We start from the raw sequence: 22,010 nt of genomic DNA, 5'->3' as shown, positions 1-22,010 counted from the left end.
CGGCAAGGGCCGTTCAGGCGGGAGAAAGCAGGCGCTGCAATTGGGCGAAGGCGCCCAGCAGGGCCAGGCGCTGCTCGGCGACCAGAGGGATGTAGCGGCGATAGGCGGGGAAGCGGTTGACCACCTCGCACGCCCCCAGGTGTTCCAGGCTCACGGTCCAGCCCCTGTCGTCGCGGCAGAGGCGCAAGCTCCGGAAGTCCAGCGGCATGAGCTGCTCCAGCAAGGCCCGGTCGCCCCCCCTGCAAGGCCTCCCGCAACGGCTCGGGCCCGCTCCCGCGGCGCACCTTGCAAAGGATGCCGCGACGCCGCAAGCAACCGGCGTGACGCAGCTCCAGGCTGGCCGGAGGCCCCCCAGGCGCCGCCACGAACAGGCTGAACTCGGTGCTGACGATATGCATGAACAGGTGCGCCTGGACCCGCTCGCGAACCTCGAGGCTCAGCTCTTTCGTACGCAGCAACAGCCTGCCGTCCTGCGCCTCGCCGTCGCACGCAGCCAGGTTGCGCCGCACCAGGGCCAGGGTGGCTCCGGGGCGATAGGCGGCTGGCCGCCAGTCGCGCCAGTGGCGCTCATACCAGCGCGCCCAGGCGGACATACGCCTTCTCCCGCTGCTGCTGGTCCTCTTCGGCGAATTCCTTCTCCAGCACCTCTTCCACCGCCAGCGGACGGAACGGATTCACCCGCTGTACGCACAGGGTCCAGAACAGGGCGTAGGCGGCCGCCAGGCCGAGCATCAGGGCGAACGGCAGGTAGATGTCGGCGGGGTTCATACCCGGCGGCGTGATGTAGAACATCCCCAGCAGGATTCCGGCGCTGGAGAACAGCTGCGGCAACGGGAACAGCGGCGAGCGGTAGGCGCGCGGCAGGTCCGGGCGACGGATGCGCAGCAGCACCACGGAGAGGGTCACCAGCAGGTAGGCGGTGCCCCAGGCGCAGACCGCCGCCAGGACCAGGTGGATGATCCCTTCGCTGTCGCCGCCCAGCCACCAGGCGTGCAGGCAGGGAATCGCCGCTGCCACGGCGATGCACAGCAACGGTGTCTTGAAGCGCGGGTGCAGGTAGGTGAAGGCCTTCGGCAAGGCGCCATCCAGCGCCATCCCGTAGAGAATCCGCGGCAGGCCGGCCATCAGGGTGTTGATGGTGGCGGCCCCGGCGAACAGCAGGCCCACGCCCAGCCAGATGCGTCCGAACGGTCCCATCACCTGCTCGGCGAATCGCGGGATCGCCATCGGCGTCTCCAGCAGGTGCAGGCCGCCGCCGAGGTCGAGGTTTTCCACCTGCCGGCGCATCGCCGCGCCATAGAGGAACATGCAGCAGGCCACCCCGACCAACCCCAGGGCCATCGCCCGCGGCAGGGTCCGCGAAGCGTGGCGCACCTCCGGCGCCAGCGGCGTGACGAATTCGCAACCGACGAACATGAACATCGCCATGCCCACCAGCGACAGCAGGGTCGGCAGGTCGTCGCCGACCATCGAGGCCCCGAACCAGCCCTGCAACTCCACCGCGGGCAGGCGCAGCAGACCGGCCACGGCGAAGATCATCAGGGTGCTCCACATGCCGAAGGTGAGGATCACTTCGGCGCGACCGAAGGCGGTGATCCCCAGCGCATTCAGCAGGCCGAAGCAGAGCACCATGCCGACGCCCACCAGCCAGGCGCCGCCGCCCGGCTCGGTGAGGGTATTCAGCGACTCGAAGTTGACCAGCGCCATGGTGCCGCTGAGCATGGTCTCGGCGGTGCCGGCGAACACATGGACGATCAGGTAGGCCGACAGCGTGCCGGTGATCGCGAAGAAGCGCCCGAGGCCGCACGACAGGTAGTCGTAGACCGAGCCACGGGTCGGCAGCAGGCAGGCGGCCTCGGCGAAGGTGGTGGACTGCGCCAGCATCAGCAGCAGCGCCACCAGCATCGCCACGGCGAAGGTTCCGCCGCCCAGGCCGAAGCCGGTGGTGGCGGTGAGGATCACCGGGCTGGCCATGATCAACCCGACCGAACTGGCCAGGGCGGTGGGGAAACCAACCCGCCCGCGGAGCAGGTGCTGGGTGAGTCTGGAGTTGGACATCGACGTATCCTCGACGGCAGCGTTGCTGTTGTTGTTCTTGCGTCAGGCCCTGCCAGGGCGCGCCAGGCGCCCTGCGGGACGCGCCGGCGTCCCGTACGCTCCGCCGGCAGGCGAAGCGTGTCGAACAAAAGGCTGCCGCGGAGGGCAGCGAAAGAGCCGAACGAATCGGCTCACCCCGATTTCATCGATATCAGTAGGCGATGCACACCGACTTGTTCTCGGTGTACGCCTCGATCGCCGCATGGCCCATCTCGCGGCCGATGCCGGACTGCTTGAAGCCGCCGAACGGCATCGACGGGTCGAGCAGGTTGTGGGCGTTCACCCATACCGTGCCGGCCTTGATCCTGGGCACCAGGTCCATGACCTGGCGCAGGTCGTTGGACCAGATGCTCGCACCGAGCCCGTAGATGCTGTCGTTGGCCAGACGCACCGCTTCGTCGAGATCGTCGAAGGGCGTCGCCACCAGCACCGGCCCGAAGATTTCCTCGCGCACCACCTGCATCCCCGGGGTGACGTCGGCAAGGATCGTCGGCTGCACGTAGAACCCCGTCTCGCCCTGGCGCGCCCCGCCGCAGACCACGCTGGCGCCCTCAGCCACACCGCTTTCGATCATCCCCAGCACCCGCTCCTGCTGCCTGGCCGAGACCAGCGGGTTGATCTGCGTGGTCGGATCCAGGCCGGGGCCGATGCTCAGGTCGCCGGCGATGGCCGCCAGGCGCTCCAGCACCTGGTCGAAACGCTTGCGCTGCACATAGAGGCGCGAGCCAGCGGTGCAGACCTGCCCCTGGTTGAAGAAGATCGCGCCGGCGGAACCGGCGGCAGCCATGTCCAGGCTGGTGTCATCGAGGATGATCACCGGGGATTTGCCGCCGAGTTCGAGGGAAAAACGCGTCATGTTCTCCACCGCCGCATGCCCGATCAGCTTGCCCACCGGGGTCGAGCCGGTGAACGCCAGCTTGTCGATGCCCGGGTGCGCCGCCAGTGCCGCGCCGGCCTCGGCGCCCGTGCCGGTGACGATGTTCACCACTCCTGGCGGAATCCCCGCCTCCAGGCACAACTGGCCGAGGCGCAGGGCGGTCAGCGGGGTTTCGTCGGCCGGCTTGAGGACCACGGTGCAGCCGCAGGCCAGGGCCGGGACGATCTTCCAGATCGCCATCAGCAAGGGGAAATTCCACGGCACGATGGCTCCGACCACGCCCACCGGCTCCGGCACCGTGTAGGCCCGGTAGCGCGCGCCTGGGACCGCGGCGATCGACAGGTCGAGGCTGCGGCCCTCGATCTTGGTCGCCCAGCCGGTCATGTAGCGGATGAACTCCACCGAGGCGCCGACCTCCAGGGCCCGCGACAGGTTGATCGACTTGCCGTTGTTCAGGGTTTCCAACTGCGCCAGTTGCTCGCCATGCGCCTCGACCCGTTCCGCCAGTCGCAGCAGCAGGCGCTCGCGATCGGCCGGGCGCTGGCCTGCCCAGCTGCCTTCGAACGCGCGCCGCGCGGCAGCGACTGCCCGGTCGACGTCTTCGGCGCCGGCGCGGGCCACGCGAGCCAGCTCGGCGCCGGTCGCCGGGTCGTACAGCGGCATGTCGGCGCCGGAACGCGCCGGCCCGGACTCACCGTCGATCAGCAGGCCATGGGGACTGCGCAAGAAGGCGCTGACGGACGGGTCGATGGCAATACTCATGTGTGCTCCTCGGCTTGGCGACGGCGCTGCGTCGTGCATGCGCCTACTACCCGGGAATACTCTGGACCCGCCGCTCCCCCGCTCGCTTGCTCCAGCCTGCCGGGTTTCTTGCCGCTGCCTGCCAAGCCAGGCAGAGAAAGACAAGACGGCACGCCGGGGCATGGACATTCTGCCCGGCAGGCGGGACAGTGGACGTCCCGCCGCCTCGTCCCACGGGAGCCCCGCGCCATGTCTTCGACCCTGTCGCCCGACCTCGGCCTGCGCTGCATGCAGGCCTTCACCCAGGTGGTGCCGGCCAGCCTGTGCGTGTTCTATCGCATCGACGAGGACTGTCGCGCACACGACTTCCAGCTCCTGCGGATGCCGGCCGGCATGCACCGCGACTACCTGCGCCACTACCGCGACTACGATCCGCTGCAGCCGCGCCACTGCCTGGCCAGCGCTTCGCCGGTAGTGCCGCTGCGCCAGGGCATCGCCCGCCAGCCCGCGAAGGACAGCGCGCTGTACCAGGGCTTCCTGCGACGCCACGGGATCTGCGACGTGGTCGAGGTACTGGCGCATGCGCAGCAGCGTCCGGTGGCGGCCCTGTCGTTACTGCGCGACGCCCGCCTAGGGGCCTTCTCCGACCAGGAGCTGCGACAGTTGCGCGCCCTGCATGGCCTGATGGAGCTGGCGGCGCAGGCATGCGCCACGCCAGCGGCCAGCGCCGAGCGCCTGCAAGGCCTGACGCCGAGGGAACGGGAGATCGCCCTGCTGCTGCGTGACGGCGTCAGCAACAAATGCCTGGCGCAGTGCCTCGGACTCGGCCTGCCGACGGTGAAGACCCACCTGCTCAACCTGTTCCGCAAGACCGGTGCGCGCAGCCGCACCGAGCTGGTGAAGCGACTCTTCCTCTAGCCGCGCGCGGCCTGGGGGTTGCGCGCCTCCAGCCAGAAGAGGAACTGCCGCACCGCCAGCGGCTTGCCGCTCTCGTGCAGGCCGCGCAGGCGCTCGCGGTGGCGCCTGAAGGAAAAACCGGGAAATACCCAGGGCAGGTTCAACAGGTACCAGGCCAGGGCGCCGACATCGGCGAAGTGCAACACCTCCCAACCTTCGCCGCCTGCCACCGGCGGCAACTCCGCGGCCTCCAGCTGGGCCCGGGCGAAACCCAGGTTCCAGTGCGGCGCCTCCGGCGTCGGCGCCGGTTCGCCGAGCAACGCATAGAACTCGCGGTTGAAGTCGCCGGCCACCTGCTGGGTGAGGAAACAGCCGCCGGGCGCCAGCACCCGCCGGACCTCCGATGGCAGATAGGACTCGTGGCGGTTGCCGACCAGGTCGAAGGTGCCATCGGCGAACGGCAACGCCCCGCCGCCATCGCCCTCCCGGCCCTGGCGATGGTTGTCCGGCGCGCCCTCCACCTCGACCACGCGGATGCCCAAGGGCTCCAGACGACCCCGGGCAATCTCCAGGTTGGGCACCCAGCCCTCGGTAGCCACGGTGAGCGGCGGGCGATACGGCAGCCGGCTCAACCATTCGCCGCCGCCGGTGCCCATGTCCAGCAGGCTGGCGGCGGCCCGGCAGCGCTCCAGCATGCGCCCCGGGAAATCCCATGGCGGCGGTTCCAGGCGGATGCGTCCGCCATAGTCGTATTCCCAGCCGCGCATCGGTGTGCGGCCGGCTTCCACCAGCAGCGCGTCGAATTCGTCGCCCGTCGCCATTTCGCCGTTCTCCCAGAGACCGCCCGCTACCATCCCCGAGTCTCCTCGCCAAGGCAAGCCCATGGAGAATGTAAAGCTTGCTTGACAAAGAAGAGCATCCCGGCCAATGTAAAGCCCCCTTTACATGGACGGTTCAACCATGACCCACAAACGTTTCTTCCTCGAACTGCTTCTCGCGCTGGTCGCCTATGCCGCTGCCGTTCTGATCAGCGGCCAGTTGCTGGCGGGCACGGAACCGGGCGCCGGCCGGGTCTTCCTCGCCCTGCTGCCGGTGCCACCGATGGTCGCCCTGGCGCTGGTGGTGATCCGTTACCTGCGGCGCCTCGACGAAATGGCCCGGCGCATCCATCTCGAAGCCCTCGCCCTGGCCTTCGTCGGCACCGCCCTGCTCACCTTCACCTACGGTTTCCTCGAAACCACCGGCTTTCCGAAACTCTCGATGTTCTTCGTCTGGCCCCTGATGGGCGCGTTCTGGGTCATCGGCTGCGCCCTGGGACTGAGGCGCTACGCATGAGGAACCGCGTTCGCGAGTTGCGCGCGGAGCGCGGTTGGTCACAGGCGGAGCTGGCCGGAAAGCTGGAGGTATCGCGGCAGACGGTGAACGCCATCGAAACCGGCCGCTACGATCCAAGCCTGCCCTTGGCCTTCAAGCTCGCCCGGGTGTTCGGACTGGCCATAGAAGCGATCTTCGACGACCGGGAAGGCCAGCTGGACTGAGTCCGGTCCCGCTTCCGAAAATGTCCGGGGCGCCCCTGGCGACCCCGGTGGCAAGCCCCCCTTACCCTGTACCAAATGGCAGTTGCCGCATTTCCCCTCGGGGCTAGCCTTGGACCAGGCCTATCGCCAGCCTTCCCCCTGGTCCCCGCTCGATACGCTGAAAAACCACGGATAACGTCTTTTCCACCGGCAAGACAGGAGTCTCAGCCATGTCGAAAGATTCTGTTCTTGGCTTATTCAGGCAACACGCAGATACCCATCCCGAACGCCCCGCCCTCGTCGATCGCGAGCGCTCGTTCAGCTACCGCGAACTCGACCGGCTCAGCGACCGGCTGGCCGCCCACCTGGCCAGGCGCGGCGTCGCCCGGGGCGAGCTGCTGCCCCTGCTGGCCGAACGCTCGGCCGAACTGGTCATCGCCATCCTGGCGGCCGCCAAGTGCGCAGCGGCCTACGTACCGGTGGACCGTCGGCAACCCGACAGGCGCAAGCAGGAAATCCTCCGCCAGTGCCAGGCCCCCGTGGTTCTCGCCACCCAGGCCGAGGACCTGCCGGGGCAACCGGTGGAGGTCATAGCACAGGCGCTCGCGACGAGTGCGGCGGGTGCCGCGCCGAGACCGGCGCTCGACGGCAGCGAAGCGCTGTATGTGATCTTCACCTCGGGCACCACCGGCGAACCCAAGGGCGTGGTGATCGAGAGTCGCTCCCTGGCCAACCTCGTGAGCTGGCACAACCGGCGCTTCAATATGGATCAACGGAGCCGCACCACCCTGATGGCCGGCGTCGGCTTCGACGTTTCCCAATGGGAAATCTGGTCCACCCTGTGCGCAGGCGCCTGCCTCCACCTGGTGCCCGACGAGGTGCGCCCAGACCCGGCGGCGCTGCTGGCATTCTTCGCCGAGCAGCGGATCAGCCACGCCTTCGCGCCTACCGTGATGGTGCCCGCGCTGGCGGAGCAGCCCGCCCCGCCGTCGCTGGCGCTGCGCTACCTGTTCTGCGCCGGGGAAAAACTGCCGCCGGTCGCAACCGGCGGGCTGCCCTATACCGTGGTGGATTACTACGGCCCGACCGAGGCCACGGTCTTCGCCACCTGCCGCATCGTCGACGCCGAAGCACATCGGCGACCCGCCTCGATCGGCACGCCCATCGACGGCTGCGAGGCATTCATCCTCGACGCCGACGACCGGCCTTGCCATGGCGACCGACCCGGTGAACTGAACCTGGCGGGCGTCTGCCTGGCGCGCGAATACCTGCGCGACCCGGACATGACCGCCAGGCGCTTCCACTACTCGCAGGCACTGCGGCGTCGGCTCTACCGCACCGGCGACAAGGCCCGCTGGTTGGCCGATGGCAGCCTGCAGTTCCTCGGACGGCTGGACGACCAGGTGAAGATCCGCGGCCACCGCGTCGAACTCGGCGACGTCGAGGCCGCGCTGTTGCGCCAGCCGGCTATCCACGGCGCGGTGGTGCTGGCGCATGCCGACCCACGCTCCGGTAGCCAGCAATTGAGCGCCTTCGTGGTCCCCCGCCAGCAGGACGGCGATGCCAGGGCCGTGCTCGCCGCCATCAAGACCGCACTGCGCCAGGAACTGCCCGACTACATGCTGCCCAGCCGCTACCTGTCGCTGGACAGCCTGCCGACCACGGTCAACGGCAAGATCGACCGCCAGGCCCTGCGTCGACACCTGGACGAACAATGCCAGGAACGACTCGACGAGCAACGCTTCGGCACCCCCGGCGAACTGCAAGTGGCCCTGTCCTGGCAGGAAGTGCTGGGGCATACCGACTTCGGCCTGGACGACAGCTTCTTCGAGGTCGGCGGCCATTCCCTGCTGGCCGCCGCCCTGGTGCGCGAATTGAGCCGACGCTTCGGCAACCGTGCCTACATCCACGACATCTACCGCACCCCGAGCGTGCGCCAACTGGCGGCCAGCCTGGCGCGGCGCGCCGGCGAAGCGCCGCCGGCGCTGGACAGCGAACCGGCCCAGGAGCTGCAACGGGACGTGCGCCTGCCCGCCGACGTGGATTTCAGCCGCCCCATGGACACCGCCCAATTGCTGGCGCCACGGCACATCCTGCTCACCGGCGCCAGCGGGCTGATGGGCGCCCACCTGCTCGCCGAGCTGCTGGCCAGCCGCGAGGCCGACCTGCATTGTCCGGTCCGTGCGCAAAACGACGCCCACGCCCTCGAACGCCTGCGCCAGGCCGCCCGGCAGCACCGCATCGAACTCGCCGAGTCGGACTGGCGACGGGTCAGGGCCTACGCCGCCGACCTCGCCGAACCAGGCTTCGGACTACCGGCGGAAACCTATCGCGAGCTGGCCGGCAGCGTCGACCAGGTCTTCCATTCCGCCAGCGCGGTGAACTTCATCCAGCCGTACAGCTACATGAAGCGCGACAACGTCGAGGGGCTCGGCCAGGTCCTGCGCTTCTGCGCCAGCGGCCGCTGCAAGCCGCTGATGCTGCTGTCGAGCATCTCGGTGTACAGCTGGGGCCACCTGCATACCGGCAAGCGCCTGATGCGCGAGGACGACGACATCGACCAGAACCTGCCGGCGGTGGTCACCGACATGGGCTACGTGCGCAGCAAATGGGTGATGGAAAAGATCGCCGACCTCGCCGCTGAACGCGGCCTGCCGCTGATGACCTTCCGCCTCGGCTACGCCACCTGCCACAGCCGTACCGGCGCCTACGCCGACTACCAGTGGTGGAGCCGGCTGGCGCGGACCTGCCTGGAGTACCGGGCCGTGCCGCTCCTGCGCGAGCTGCGCGAGGGCCTGACCACGGTGGACTACATGGTAGAGGCGATCAGCGTCATCGCCCGCCAGCCTTCGGCGCTGGGCAAGAAATTCAACCTGGTGCCGAGCATTCCGCGCTGCCTGACCCTGGACGAGTTCTTCGGCCGTCTCGGGCGACGCGCCGGGCGTCCCCTTCGGCAGATGCCGTTCGACGACTGGGTAAGTCTCTGGGAAGACAATCGCGACGCCCCGCTCTATCCCCTGCTGAGCATGTTCCGCGACAACATGTACGCCGGCCGCAGCACCGTCGAGTTGTACCAGGACACCTATCTCTGGGACTGCACCAACGTCGAGGAACACCTGCGCGGGAGCGCCGTGCGCGAGCCGGAGTTCGACGACCGCCTGCTCGACCTGTACCTCGCCGGCCTGGGCGGCAGCGCCATGCGGTAAGGTCGAGGCCGCCGCGGCCGGTCGCCGCGGCGGTTACCGCAGCGGGACGCGCTTGGGTATCCTGTCCGCTTTATCGCCCGGAGAACCTCATGCACAACGTTCTGATCGTCGGCGCCTCGCGCGGCATCGGCCTGGGACTGGCGGATGCCTTCCTGCAACGTGGCGCACAGGTATTCGCCGTCGCCCGGCGACCGCAAGGCTCTCCCGGGCTGCAGGCACTGGCGGAGCGGGCCGGGGAGCGCTTGCAAGCGGTGACCGGCGACCTCAACCAACACGATTGCGCCGAACGCATCGGCGAGATGCTGGGCGAGCGGCGGATCGATCGCCTGATCGTCAACGCCGGCATCTACGGCCCGCAGCAACAGGATGTGGCGGAAATCGACGCCGAGCAGACCGCCCAGCTATTCCTGACCAACGCCATCGCGCCGCTGCGCCTGGCCAGGGCACTGTCCGGACGGGTTAGCCGGGGTGGCGTGGTGGCGTTCATGAGTTCGCAGATGGCCAGCCTGGCGCTGGGCCTGTCGGCCACGATGCCGCTCTACGGCGCCAGCAAGGCGGCGCTGAACAGCCTGGTACGCAGTTGGGAGGGCGAGTTCGAGGAGTTGCCGTTCAGCCTGTTGCTCCTGCATCCCGGCTGGGTGCGTACCGAAATGGGCGGCGACAGCGCGCCGCTGAGCGTCGAGGAAAGCGCCGCCGGACTGGTCGCGACGGTGGAGGATGCCGCGGGCGTGAATGCCTGTCGCTTCGTCGATTATCGGAACCAGCCGCTGCCCTGGTGAAGCGGGCCGATCCGTCAGGGCATCCGGCAATAGCCCTCCGCCGCATACCTGATGAGGTCGGCATCGCGCTTGATGCCGAGCTTCTTCATGGCACTGACCTTCTGCGTACTGATGGTCTGCACGCTGCGATGCGAGCGCTCGGCGATCTCGGTGATGGTCAGTCCGGAGCCGAACAGACGGACGATTTCCGCCTCCCGGGGCGTCAGCCGTTCGTTGTGCGAGGAAAGCACCTGGTTGACGAAGATGTCCCTGATCGACGGCGAGAAATACTGGTTTCGCGAATAGGCCGCGCTCACCGCCGCCAGCAGGTGACTGGTCGAGTCGGACTTGCTGAGGATGCAATTGATACCCTGCTTGAGAATGGCCCGGATAAGGCCCGGATTGTTCAGCATGGTAAAGACAACCAATTGCAGATGCGGATAACGTCGCCGCAGCAATGACAACAATGCCAGTCCATCGCCATATTTCCCGCCCGGCATCGTATAGTCGACGATAACGACATCGCAGTCGCCTTCGTTGAGCCGACCGATCAACTCGGTAGAATTGGAAACTTGACCGAGCATCTCCAAAGAACCGCACTGACTCAGTTCGTAGGAAATACCCAGCGAAATGGCGGGATGATCATCCGCAACCATTACGCGAATGCGATGTAGGGACATCCTTGCGTCTCCTTAAGCGGTACACGGCAGGCGAAAGCGTTACCAGGAAACCTGTGGTCTCGGTCATGCCTGCCGCAGGCAGGCGGCCGCCGCTCGGCCGGCAAGGAGGAAAGCGCGGTCCGGAATCCGCCGACGCCACTGCCCCGGTTCAAAGTGAACATGTGTATTTTCTAGTGAAACCGACGATATTTAATATAGTAAAACTACTATTTTTTCGCCTCGTAAACTAACAACAAAGACACTTGAAACAGCCCCCGAAAAACGCCTACGCAGACACTTATGAAAAATTATGAAATACGAAACGGACAAGTCAGAGCAGCAAAAAGTTTGAAAAAAGAGTTCCGCCACAACCTGAAACTATCGCCTGGAAAATAGCGTTCGTTTATTTGCGCGAAATCCTACCGAGGAAACTTGCATATCCCTCAGAAAGCCTTCGCCCATACGCAATATCGGTATTCCGCGTGCGGGAATGGCATGTGCGCACGAGACCCAGGACGAGCAGCGGAGCGATATGCAGAGCGCCTTCGGCGATCTGCAACCACTGGAGGTGAGGGGCCGAGCCTTCGCGAGGGCTGGCGCGAAAGCGGCCGACGGCGCTTCCCGAGGCGGGGCGGGAAACGCCGGGGAAAGAGCGGCGGCGCCGCTCAGGGGAAGGTAAACGTGAACTCGGCGGCGCCGTCGGCGACCCCGGCCTTCAATTCGCCCTCCGCGCCGATACGGATGTAGGCGGCACTCAGCGGGAGGTCGGCGCTGTCGCCGACACGCCGCATCGGGTAGGGCGTGCCGTCGAAACGTATCCGCTGCTGGTCCAGGCCGTTCTTCACGACGATGCCGAACCCCGCCGCGCCGCCGCTCTTCAAGCTGAGGATCGTCGGGTCCGCTTGCTGCGCCGAGACATACTTGTCGCGGAAAGCGATTTCCGGCTTGGCCAGCGCCGCACACTCGCTGAGAGAGATATCGAAGGAGCGCTCCGTGGAGGTGTCGTTGACCCGCGGGAAATTCTTCAACGCGACGCTACCCAGTTTGACGTTGATTTCCCGTCCCACCTCGACCTTGCATTTCTTCGGGATCGGCGGCGGCGGGGGACCGCCGCCGATAGCGATGGAGGCCGGGCCGATCAGCGAATAGGGCTTTCGGCAAACCCCGGTGGGGTAGTTGTCCGCAGGCACCGCCAGGACGCTGCCGATGGACGCTTCGCCCTTCAGCCTGTCCACCGCCCAGAGATTCAGGGTGGCGCTGCCGGATACGCTGGTTACCTTCAGGTCGCCGGCAGGCAACTCGCCGGGGTCGACCGTCAGGACCAGTTCCTGTAGGTAGTCGCTGGTCGTGCTTCCGGAAAAGCTCGTGACTCGCTTGTCCAGCGCATGGGGCTGGTTGTCGACCGGAATCACCCGCTTGACGCCGTCCTGGGCATCCACCGAGATCCGATAGCCGATGCCTTTGACGTCGGACGCCACCGTGCCGTAGGGCCCCGGATAGCCCACCCCGGACCAGTTCCCCCCGAGGACCAGCTCATGCGCCTCCTGGGAAGCCTGGGGCTTGTAGCTCAGGAACAGGCTCACCGGCCTGGCGAACAGCACCGTGCCTTTCGCCGTGCCGCTGGTCAGCTCGTTCACCACACGCCAGGGCATGCCCTGGCCATTGCCGAACGAGCAGTTCAGGGCGATGTCGTTCAGGGCCCAGGCCTGGCCGCCGGTCAGGCAGCAGAGACCGAGAACGAGCGCCTGCCGAGCCTGCGCGCCAGGCCGGCGGCGCAGGGAAACGCGGCCAGGAAATAACCTCATGCTCATGGAACTCTCCAAGATTGCGCCTGCGGAAGAGGGCCGCACTCCAGGCGAAAGCGGCCCCTGCCGGCCTTACCAGATGTTGCCGTAGTCGATACCGGCAGGCGGCAGGAGCGCCGCCTCGCCGATCACGTAGTTGCCGCCCAGGACCCCACGGTTCTCGCCGACCTGCGCACCGTAGATCTGGCCGTAATGGGACTGAGGCTTGAAGTCGATCTTGCCGCTGACGCCGGAGTACTCGATCGATCCCAGGTTGACACCGGCCAGCCCGCCCATGGAGACGTAGTAGTCGCCACTGACGGTTCCTTCCGACATGGACGAAACGATGCGTCCCTGGATCTGGTTCTCGCCGACCAGGCCGCCGATGCGGCTGCGCCCGCCGCCGCTGACGGTACTGCTGCTGCGCGCCGACAGGATCGAACCGGCGTTGCTGCCGACCAGGCCGCCAACCGACGCACTCGCAGCGGCGCTGACCCTGCCGCTGGCATCCACGTTGAACAGTTCGCCGCCGTTGTGGCCGACGAGCCCGCCCACCAGGCTGTTGAAGCCGCCGCTCACGTCGCCGCGCGAGATCGCATGGGCGACGGAACCGCCGAGGTTGTGTCCAATCAGCCCGCCGACGCGACTGTTGCTGCCGCCGCTGACCTTGCCCGTCGCCTCGGCGGTCTCGATGGCACCCTGGCTGTTGTTGCCGACCAGCCCGCCCAGATCCGCGCCCCCCTGGTCCATGACGCTGCCGCTGGCTTTCAGGTTTCCGAGCATGCCGTTGCCTTCTGCCTTGCCGATCAACCCTCCGGTCGCCAGGCCGCCCTTGCTGTACACCGACCCGCTCGCCTGCGAGCGGAATATCTCGCCGCCGGAACTCAGGCCGACCAGCCCGCCGGTATACCCCGCGCCGCCGGCCTCCACCTGGCCGCTGGCGCTACTATCGGAGACGTGGCCGAACATGTTGTAGCCGACCAGGCCGCCGACGTTCAGGCCGGGCCGGTAGGTCTCGACCTTCCCCTGGCTGCCGGACGCCCTGATCGTGGCCTTCGCATTCAGTCCGACCAGGCCGCCGACGCCGCCCAGGCTGTTGCGCTCGGTGGACTGTGCAGCCACATGGACGTTGCTGTGGGCGTTCTCGATGACCGCCTCCGGCCCCCAGGCGGTGGTGAAGTTCTCCCCCACCAGACCGCCGACCGCCGTGCTCGCCGCATAAGCGGTGACGCCGCCGCTGACGGATGCGTTCGTGATCTGCCCGTTGATATTGCGCCCGACCAGGCCGCCCAGTGCGTTGGAGCGCAGTCGGCTGCCGACGACCGAGACCCCGCTGGCGCTGACGTTGGCGATACGCCCGCTGTTGATCCCGACCAGGGCGCCGAGCGAAGACGGACCGGAGCCGTAGGTGTTATCGGATACCCGCAGGTTGTTCAGTTTCAGGTTGCTCAGGGTGCCCGAGGAGCGGGCGAACAGCCCGACATTCGGCCCGGTGTTGCTGATCGAGAGATTGCCGATGCTGTTGCCGAGACCGTCCAGGGTGCCGCTGAAGACGCCGGCGGGCCCGCCGATGGACTGCAGTGCCGTGCAGTAATAGCTGCCGCCCAGGATATTGCCGCCGAGCACGTACAGGCCGTCCAGGTTCTTGTTGATCGCCTGCAACTGCGCCAGGTTCTGCACCACCGTGTAGTAATAGCCGCCGGAGACGTAGGTCGCGTTGGCCCCGGCCAGGGAGACCGACGCCGTGCCGTTCACCCGGTGGCCTTCGCCGGCATCCATGGCCAGCGCGCTGCCAGCCCCGCCGAGAACGATCTTGTCATTGATATCGATAGCGCCTTCGGCCTTCAGCTCCAGCCCAGCCTTGGCGCCGCTGGAATTCAGCCTGCCATTCAGCGTCAGGTCGGCCGCGGAGCCCAGCCCCAGCCGGTTGCCCGATGCCCAGCTCACCGAGCCGTCGAGGTCCAGGTCGCCCTTGGTCGAAACCAGTTCGATATTGGTGCTCGCCAGGTTCCGCGACAGGGTGTCGGCATGAACGGTGACGCCATCCGACACCGCCGACGGGCGCACGTCGATCTTGTCGGCGGCAATCTTCCAGGTGCCGTTGAGGCCATTGCTGGCGAGCGTGTTCACCTGGGTGCCCAGGGCCACCTCCACCGCCTGCCCCCGGACCTCGACCGTGCCGCCGTGCCCTGGTCCGTTCAGCGCATTGGCGGACAAGGCGCCTCCCACCATGACCTTGCCGTCCGGGCCGCCATCGAGCACGATCCGCCCGTTCCTGCCGCGCAGCGAACGGGCCTCGATGGCACCCTGGGAGTTCACCACCGTGTTGAGCAGCGCATTGGCGGTCCTGGCCGCCATCAGGACTCGCCCCCCGTCGGCCTTGAGCAGACCGCCGTTGCTTGCCAGCGCATTGGCGACCCCGGCGTCGACGCGGATGTCGAGCAGCTTGTTGCCGTCGAAATTCAGCGTCAGGTCGCTGCCCGCGCCGAGCCCGACACCGCCCATCTGCGCCAGAACCGTCCCGCGGTTGTCGACCTGCGCGCCGAGCAGGGCGATGCTGCCGCCTTCCGCCGCGGTGATGGCGCCTCCCTGGTTGAGGACACCGTTGGTAGAGGGACCCGTGAAACGGTATCTGGAGGAGTTGCCGTTGAACTCGGCATCCGTGATGTCCAGCGTGGAAGCCACCAGGCCGCCGACGTTGACCTGGGCGCCGCGACCGAAGAGCACGCCGTTGGGGTTGACCAGGAAGACCTGGCCGTTGGCATCGATCCGGCCCTGGATATCGCTGGCCTTGGTGCCGATCACCCGATTCAGGGCGATCGAGCTACTGCTCGGCTGGTTGAAGATCACCCGCTCGCCGGCGGCAACGCTGAAGGAGTCCCAGTTGGCGATCAGCTTGTCGACCTTCTGGTTGACCGACAGGCTGTTGCCGCCCGACAGGTGTATCTCCCCGTTCGCGCTCCCGCCGACCACCGTTCCCCCGCTTGGCAGCGCATAGGCCGGAGCCAGGGCCGTGGCGCCCAGCAGGGCCAGGGCGGAGGCGATCGCCGCCTTGGCGCCGGCGGGCTTGCCGCGCCTGCGACTGCCTTCGCTGACGACGTTCCAGCAGCCCTGGGATACGTTCCAGACCAGTGCATAGCATTTGTTCATGTGCTTCCTTCCTCCAGTGAAACCCCGCGACCTATTCGCAGGGCCGTGCTACGGCAGGAGCCCAACTCCCCGGGCCCTGCCGAACTCCTACGGGTATCTCTCTGCCGGCGCGTCGCCGCGCTCGATCTGGCCGTCATCCCCCACCGCATCGAAATGGACCCGCACCGCCTCGCCGGGCACGGCCGGCAGACTCAACGGGGTAACGGCGAAAGGCGGCAAGGTGACGCTGCCGAGGGACATGGCGAGGTCGCCCTCGCCCAGCTCCAGGCGCACCAGGGAAACGTGATAGGGACTGCGGTTGTCCGCCTCCAGCAGCGCCCGCTGCCCCGGCCGTACCGCCGGACGCAGGCGCCAGACGACCTGGCGCGCGGCGGCTCGCGGATCGCCGGCCAGACCCTGCGGACGGAACAGGAGCTTCATCCGCAGGCGGTAGCTCACCAGCAGCAGGTTGCCGCTGCCGTCCTCCCGCCCCGGCACCTCCAGCAGGTTGACCCAGAACAGCGATTCCCGGTCGTCCGGCAGCGGCTCGCCGGTATGGCGAAGCTGGAGCGCCTGGGTCTCCTGCGGGTCCATGCGCAACAGCGGCGGCGACAGGATGAACGGCACCGTGACAGCGCTCGGGTCCGCCGTCTCGTCGCCGCGATCGAGCCAGGCCTGGACCAGGGCCGGGCGCGTCCCGACGTTACCGACGCGAATCGTCAGCGCGGAAACGCCCGCCGGATAGATGAAACGGGTCCCGATCACGGACAGCGAGGCGGAGGCATCGGCCACCAGCGCCACCAGCAGGACACAGGCCGTGCCGCATCGTCCCAGGCCGACGCCGGTCACAGCGTGCGCTCCCGGTCGGCGGCCGACGCCGGGCGACATGCCAGTTGCAGGACGGGAGGCGTCGTCTCGCGCGGGCCCAGCGCATAGTCGACCAGGCACTGCTGCTGCGGCTCGTTGCCCCAGCGCACCCGAACCGAGCCGCGATCCTGCTCGACCCGCAGCACCAGGCGGCTGCCCTGGCCGACGGCGCCCACCGACTGCCCGCTGTGGGCATCGAGCACTTCCGCGGCGAACGGCAGGGGCTCGCCGCTGGGCATCCGGCTATCCACCAGCAAGGGCCTTGCCACCCGCGTCGGATAGTCGAGGCGCACCACCGCTCCGGCGGTGGGCGCCACGTTGCGCGAACTGGACCTCAGTTCGATCTCGTCGGCCATGCCGTTGGGGTCGAGGTCGACGCTGTTCAACTGGTAGGGCAGCAGGTTGGGAATCACCGCATAGCCGTGGCGGTCGATCCGGCTTCCCGAGTAGCCGGCAGCCGCGCCCCTGGCGTTTGGCGCGTGGACCAGGCCGATCGTCTCGCCCAGGGTTTGTGCCGCGGTGATCCCGCCGCTGTGCGCGACCAGGCCCCCCGCGGCCTTGACCGACAACTGCCGATAGCCCGGTCCCTGCGAGAGGCTGGAGCCGAGTTCGACCTGCGGCAGTCGATAGTCGAGGCTGGCGCTCTTCGAGGTCTGCCGGCTGTCGCGGTCATGGGAGGCCGACAGCGAGTAGGAGGCCTCGCCACGCTTGCCCAGCATGCCGGAAACCCCGCTGGTGAGCTGGGTTCCGCTGTTGCTGTCGCGGGTCAGGTAGCTGCTCAGGGTCGGCGACCCGCGTCCCGCGCCGCCCAGCGGAATGGACAGGTTCAGGCTGAACAGCGTGCTGGTCTCGCCGCGCTTGTCACCGCTGGAAAAGCCTTCGTAGTGGCTGCGCAGGCGTTGCGCGGAAATGGAGTAACTGACGTCGCGCCACTGGTTGCTGTAGCCGACGGAGAAGTTGACCGCCCGCCCGCCGCCGCTCCAGTAGCGCTGCGAGGAGCCGTTCAGGTACAGGTTGCCGCCGTTGCCCAGTTGCTGGCTGATGTTGGCGTCGAGACGGTTGCGCAAGCGCGAGAACGACTCCAGCGGCTCGCCTCGCTCTACCCGGTCCTGCATGAAGGCCGCGTCGCGCAGGCCGAGATAGCCACCGGTGGAGTAACGATAGGCGAGCAGCGAAAAGTTGGTGCCGGTGTTCGGCAGGTTCTTGCTGTAGGCGAGACGGTAGCTGGAGCCGCTAAGGCGGTCGTCGCCGGGAACCTCGGTACGCGCCAGCGTCACGTCACCGGAGAATCCGCCCACCGGCGTGTTCAGCGCCGCGCCCATCAACCCGGACATGTAGCTGCCGGTGAAGGCCCCGCCCGCGTATGCGGTGACGTCGTTGCCCAGGCCGCGCTGGTAGACGCCCTGCAGCATGTTCGGCCGACGCTCCAGGCTGGGATCGTTGAGCCGCCCGGCCGTCAGGCTGTAGCGCGTGGTTCCGGGGCGCAGCAGTTGCACGGTGGTGGCGAACGGCACGATGAAACTGCGGACTTCCCCGCTGGCTTCGGTCACCCGCACTTCCAGGTCCCCGCCATAGCTGGCGGTCTGCAGTTCGTCGAGAGCGAACGCCCCGGGTGCCACCGTGGTTTCGTAGATGAGGTAGCCGCGCTGGTAGACCGATACCCGCGCATTGGTACTGGCGGTCCCACGGACCACCGGAGCGTAGTAGCGCAGCGAATCCGGCAGCATCCGGTCATCGCTGGAAAGCTGCACTCCACGGAAGGACACCGCATCGAAGAACTCGCTGCTGGTGGAGTTTTCTCCCAGCAATAACTGCGCACGCCAGGCCGGCAGGTCGGTCTGCACATAGGTTGCGCTACGCTGGTAATGGCTGCCCATGCGGCGCGACCAGGTGGCCGTGCCGTTGTGGCGCAGGCGCGCCCGCCCGAAATTGAAGCCGGCGTTCATCCCGGCATAGCCGCTGGTGGCGCTCCTGCCGTGGTTTTCCCTGACGTGGAGATTGCTGTTGTAGTTGAGCAAGGCGGCGGAAATGCCGCTGTCCCAGCTCGCCGGATCGACATAGGTCTTCGAAGAATCCAGGCTCAGGTAATAGCTGGGCACCGAGACATAGACCGACTGCTCGGCGATATCGAGCTTGACCCGGGCCCCCGGCACATAGCGCTCGAGAGGGTCGCAGTGCAAACCTTCGGGCAGAGGATCGCGAGCCGAGGAACGGTCCTGGCCACGCGCGCTCTTCTCCAGGTCGATGCCCGCCCGCTCCAGCAGGCCCCGGTCGTAGCAGAAGACCGCGCTTTCCCGCCCCGGCTGGCGGCGCAGCTCGACTTCCTCGACGCCACGCCATCGGCTGTTGAGCAGCAGGTCGAGGCGATAGCGGCCTGGCTCGATGACGTCGCCGCGCTCGAAACGCGACGTATCGATCGAGCGTCCGCCCGGCCCCAGGGCCAGCATCTGCGCGTCGAAGACGATCCGCCGCGACGGTGCGTCCAACCCGCCGGCCGGTGACGCAACGGCCACCGCGGGCGCCTGCGGCTGTTTCGCCGGTGCTCCCGCCCTGGCCTCCTTCGCTTTCGCCCCGGCTACGCCGGCGGCGCCGACGGAGGACCAGGACTGGCAGGAGGACAGGGAAGGAAACAGTGCCAGCAGACAGGCGAATCGCAGGGAACGAACGGCGATCCCTCCCTGTATCGCCATTCGCAACAGGGCGACCTGCCCACCGTAAGCGGGAGCGGACAGGCACCTATGAAGAGAAACTTTGGGCATATGTAATCCCTGCAGCGATTTTAAAATCGCCACTCATATGTCGGGCCGTAAGTAAAAAGCGGGGAAACGGAGGGGTTATTTGCCGAGTGCCCTATCGAGGGTATTGCGGCCACCGTAATCGTTGATGACTTCGTATCTGACGGAAGCGGCTTCCATGTTCTTCGGATTTCCCTGCCAGTCGAACTCCTTCGTCGAGAATGGCGCGACCATTCCCTTTCCCACGGACATGACACGGCCATCGACAATCAATTCGACGCTGGCGAACGAAACGTAGTAAGGCGTCGGATTATTTACCTGTACTACGGTCTTTTTTCCTGCTCCCCCTGACTCCAGAAACTTCCATTGAAGTTTCCCGGCAGCCGAATCGACACTCTTCAACTGGCTGGGTCGAAAGAAGAGTTTGAAGCGCGAACGAAAGGAAAACTGCAATGCATTGTTTTCGTCTTCGTCCCTGGGCGGAACTTCCAGGATATTCAGCCAGAACAGCGATTCGCGATCCGTCGGCAACGGGGCCTTCAGGTAGGCGATGCGCAATACGGCGCCGCCATTGGGGTCCACTCGCGTCACGGCCGGCGTGACACTGAAGGGAACCTGCAGTTCCTCGGGGGGAACGTCCTGCCGGCCATCGTCGATCCAGGCTTGCGCCAGCACGGGAGTGCCGGAGGTATTGCTGATCCGCAAGGTGACCTCGCGCTCGCTGGCCGGAAAGACGACGCGAGTGCCCTGTGCGATCAGCCCGGCGTGAGCCGTTCCGACGCACAGGGCGATGGCCACGGCGCTTGCCGCCACGAAAGAATGAAAACGATGCATTAGCGGCGCCATGGCCTCACCTCTTCGTCCGTCGACCGCCGCTTACTCGTACGCCAGGAGGTAGCGGATATGGGACAGGCCGGTACCCGCGATCACGGTCTTCTCGGTGGACACATAGGAGGCCTTGTACTTCAGGGTCGCCGTGTTCTTGTCGATGGTTGCCTTCTGCGGGGCGGCCTCGACCAAGCCCAGCGGGATCTTCGTGGTGTTGGCCGCCGAATTGTTGAAGATCTGGATCTGCACGCCCTTGGCTTTCGACGGCCCCATCAGCATCAGGTTGCCGCTGATACGGTCGACGTTGGTGACCGTATCGAAGGCGATGGAAACCTTCTTGTCATTGGTGCAGCCGGCACCGGAGAGGACCAGATCGAACTCCTGGAAAGTGGAGTTGGTTCCGACGGCGGTGAAATGGGTCGGCGCCACGATACCCAGGTCGACGTTGGTGACGTTGCCCGCACCCGGCGCCTGGCCGTTGATATCGCACGCGACGTCGGTGATGTTGCCCGAGAAGTTGACGATCCCATCGACCGCATGGGCCACGGGGGACATCAGCGCGAGAAGGGTGCCCGACGCAACGAGGGGCGCAAGAATTGCACGTTTGAACTTGTTCATCTGATTTCCTTTGGAGTTGTGGAACATCCTGGCTGCTCCCTGGAGAGCCGATGCAGTACGAACCGGCCAAGGTAGCCAAGCCTTTGCGCGCAACCGGGACGGCCGCCTAGAGCGCCTCCGACCATTACGCGACAGCCGAAGATTGCGCCCTGATAAACGCAGACCCAAACACTAGAAAGAAAGACAGGATTTAAAAATAATAATCATACGAAAACATATGTAGTCCATTTCCGATAACAGCCAATAGGCACATAAGAATAAATTCAGAAAATACTTATAGAAGAACAGGAACCCATTAACTAAAAAACAAAAAAGAAGAAACGAAAACTCATCTAAGACTTCATCTTCGATAACTTTCCCTTCGCCGCTCCGTACTATTTCCGTGGCATATCGACCTATCAACCATCCGGTCGATATCGGGATACTCGAAGACAGGCCAGCATGGGTTTCCCACGACGAGGAGAACCCTATGTCCGCCCACTCGCATTCCGGATGGATCACCGTCGGCGCCCTGGCCGACGGCTTCGCCCCGGACAACCACGTCCTTCCCGCCTGCGGCGATCTCGCCGGGCTCGAACGGGTCCTGCACTTCGCCAACGGCTGGGTCATCGAACATGCCTTCGACTCGCAGCGCCTGCGCTGGCGCCTGGCCGACGGCAGTGCCAGCGGCGAGTCGGACTACCGCGCCAGTTCACTGCGGGAAAACCTTTACCTGGTGGATTTCCTCAAGCAGGAAAACGGCCGGCCGGTCTCGGTCAGCCTGGTGCTGGACTTCGACAACCAGGCGTTCACCGCGGTGCTCGGCCATCTGCCCGACCGCGCGGCCTGCGAACAGGGCCTGTTCGCCCGGGCCCTGGCCGGCCGGGAACTGACCGGCGTGGAGGCCGAGTTCCTGCATGGCAGCCTCGACCGCCCGTGGCAGCCCGGCGCCTGCCCGCACGTCCCCAGCGACGAGTTGGTCGGCCTGCGCAACCGCTACGTCTACAGCGCCAGCGAGGCCTACGAACACATCTACCTCAATCCCGCCTTCTACACCTGGCAATGCCTGCGCGGCGCCGAGCGAGGGCTGGCCGATACCGACCGCTGCCACTGCTACCGACTGGCCGAACGCCTGTACCTGTTCGTCTGGCGCGAGAAGATCGTGCCGACCCTCGGCGTGCTGCTGATCGACCTGGAAGCCGGGCGCACCGACGGCAAGATCTTCGGCTACCAGGACGACGACTTCGCCACCCCGGTGAACTTCCCGGTCGGCGCCCTGGCCCAGGTGCTCAACCAGACCCGCCACGACCTGTGAGGA

16 protein-coding genes and 1 pseudogene are annotated in these 22,010 nt (G+C 66.6%); 6 read left to right on the top strand and 11 right to left on the bottom strand.

What is annotated here, in order from left to right:
* Nucleotides 1-13 precede the first annotated feature (13 nt).
* The 3 genes and pseudogenes from HMPREF2716_RS10395 to HMPREF2716_RS10385 all read right to left on the bottom strand — a co-directional run bounded on the left by HMPREF2716_RS10395 (nt 14) and on the right by HMPREF2716_RS10385 (nt 3,736).
* Nucleotides 14-593, bottom strand: a pseudogene (locus HMPREF2716_RS10395) (DUF3156 family protein).
* Nucleotides 568-2,058: an APC family permease gene (locus HMPREF2716_RS10390; RefSeq protein WP_043490378.1), complete on the bottom strand. Its 1,491-nt coding sequence runs from the start codon at nt 2,056-2,058 to the stop codon at nt 568-570. The pseudogene HMPREF2716_RS10395 and the gene HMPREF2716_RS10390 overlap by 26 nt, the downstream one beginning before the upstream one ends.
* A 190-nt stretch (nt 2,059-2,248) precedes the next feature.
* On the bottom strand, nt 2,249-3,736 hold the full coding sequence (locus HMPREF2716_RS10385; protein WP_003121951.1) for an aldehyde dehydrogenase family protein: 1,488 nt from the start codon (nt 3,734-3,736) through the stop codon (nt 2,249-2,251).
* A gap of 228 nt (nt 3,737-3,964) precedes the next feature.
* Between HMPREF2716_RS10385 and HMPREF2716_RS10380 the strand changes: the two genes are divergently transcribed.
* Complete coding sequence (locus tag HMPREF2716_RS10380; protein ID WP_003105255.1) at nt 3,965-4,633, top strand: helix-turn-helix transcriptional regulator; 669 nt, start codon at nt 3,965-3,967, stop codon at nt 4,631-4,633.
* On the opposite strand, the gene HMPREF2716_RS10375 is transcribed toward HMPREF2716_RS10380, so the two are convergent.
* Nucleotides 4,630-5,466, bottom strand: coding sequence for a class I SAM-dependent methyltransferase (locus HMPREF2716_RS10375; protein WP_043493526.1), 837 nt, complete (start codon nt 5,464-5,466; stop codon nt 4,630-4,632). The two genes, HMPREF2716_RS10380 and HMPREF2716_RS10375, sit on opposite strands and share 4 nt — an antisense overlap.
* A gap of 106 nt (nt 5,467-5,572) precedes the next feature.
* Between HMPREF2716_RS10375 and HMPREF2716_RS10370 the strand changes: the two genes are divergently transcribed.
* The 4 genes from HMPREF2716_RS10370 to HMPREF2716_RS10355 all read left to right on the top strand — a co-directional run bounded on the left by HMPREF2716_RS10370 (nt 5,573) and on the right by HMPREF2716_RS10355 (nt 10,114).
* A complete protein-coding gene (locus HMPREF2716_RS10370) occupies nt 5,573-5,947 on the top strand; it encodes a hypothetical protein (protein ID WP_003454200.1) in 375 nt (124 codons plus the stop codon).
* Nucleotides 5,944-6,150 (top strand): helix-turn-helix transcriptional regulator, encoded by a 207-nt coding sequence (locus HMPREF2716_RS10365; RefSeq protein WP_003093358.1) that lies wholly within the window; start codon nt 5,944-5,946, stop codon nt 6,148-6,150. The genes HMPREF2716_RS10370 and HMPREF2716_RS10365 overlap by 4 nt, the downstream gene beginning before the upstream one ends.
* Nucleotides 6,151-6,359: 209 nt before the next feature.
* Complete coding sequence (locus HMPREF2716_RS10360) at nt 6,360-9,335, top strand: non-ribosomal peptide synthetase (RefSeq protein WP_070621884.1); 2,976 nt, start codon at nt 6,360-6,362, stop codon at nt 9,333-9,335.
* A gap of 89 nt (nt 9,336-9,424) precedes the next feature.
* Entirely contained in the window at nt 9,425-10,114 is a 690-nt protein-coding gene (locus HMPREF2716_RS10355; RefSeq protein ID WP_003142989.1) for an SDR family oxidoreductase, read from the top strand.
* A 14-nt stretch (nt 10,115-10,128) separates the two neighbouring features.
* Here the strand turns inward: HMPREF2716_RS10355 and HMPREF2716_RS10350 are convergent, their stop codons facing one another.
* The 7 genes from HMPREF2716_RS10350 to HMPREF2716_RS10320 form a co-directional block, all read right to left on the bottom strand.
* Entirely contained in the window at nt 10,129-10,773 is a 645-nt protein-coding gene (locus HMPREF2716_RS10350) for a response regulator (protein ID WP_003118222.1), read from the bottom strand.
* Between the two features lie 644 nt (nt 10,774-11,417).
* Nucleotides 11,418-12,563, bottom strand: a complete 1,146-nt coding sequence (locus HMPREF2716_RS10345; protein WP_023085931.1) for a fimbrial protein — start codon at nt 12,561-12,563, stop codon at nt 11,418-11,420.
* A 66-nt stretch (nt 12,564-12,629) separates the two neighbouring features.
* Nucleotides 12,630-15,686, bottom strand: coding sequence for a two-partner secretion domain-containing protein (locus HMPREF2716_RS10340; protein WP_003093368.1), 3,057 nt, complete (start codon nt 15,684-15,686; stop codon nt 12,630-12,632).
* Between the two features lie 87 nt (nt 15,687-15,773).
* Entirely contained in the window at nt 15,774-16,514 is a 741-nt protein-coding gene (locus HMPREF2716_RS10335) for a fimbrial biogenesis chaperone (RefSeq protein WP_019726748.1), read from the bottom strand.
* Nucleotides 16,511-19,045, bottom strand: coding sequence for a fimbrial biogenesis outer membrane usher protein CupB3 (gene cupB3, locus HMPREF2716_RS10330; protein ID WP_003119109.1), 2,535 nt, complete (start codon nt 19,043-19,045; stop codon nt 16,511-16,513). The genes HMPREF2716_RS10335 and cupB3 overlap by 4 nt, the downstream gene beginning before the upstream one ends.
* Nucleotides 19,046-19,366: 321 nt before the next feature.
* Complete coding sequence (gene cupB2, locus HMPREF2716_RS10325; RefSeq protein ID WP_003159311.1) at nt 19,367-20,113, bottom strand: molecular chaperone CupB2; 747 nt, start codon at nt 20,111-20,113, stop codon at nt 19,367-19,369.
* A gap of 30 nt (nt 20,114-20,143) precedes the next feature.
* Complete coding sequence (locus tag HMPREF2716_RS10320) at nt 20,144-20,713, bottom strand: fimbrial protein (protein WP_003111034.1); 570 nt, start codon at nt 20,711-20,713, stop codon at nt 20,144-20,146.
* A gap of 469 nt (nt 20,714-21,182) precedes the next feature.
* On the opposite strand from HMPREF2716_RS10320, the gene HMPREF2716_RS10315 reads away from it, so the two are divergent.
* Nucleotides 21,183-22,007 carry a molybdenum cofactor biosynthesis F family protein gene (locus HMPREF2716_RS10315; protein ID WP_003113031.1) on the top strand — a complete coding sequence of 275 codons (825 nt, stop codon included), beginning with the start codon at nt 21,183-21,185 and terminating at the stop codon, nt 22,005-22,007.
* The last annotated feature ends 3 nt before the right edge of the window (nt 22,008-22,010 follow it).

Origin of the sequence: Pseudomonas sp. HMSC076A11 (assembly GCF_001810205.1) — a bacterium.
GTDB lineage: Bacteria > Pseudomonadota > Gammaproteobacteria > Pseudomonadales > Pseudomonadaceae > Pseudomonas > Pseudomonas aeruginosa.
The sequence above is the reverse complement of the archived record's forward strand: the minus strand, read 5'-3'. Positions and strand labels throughout refer to the sequence as shown.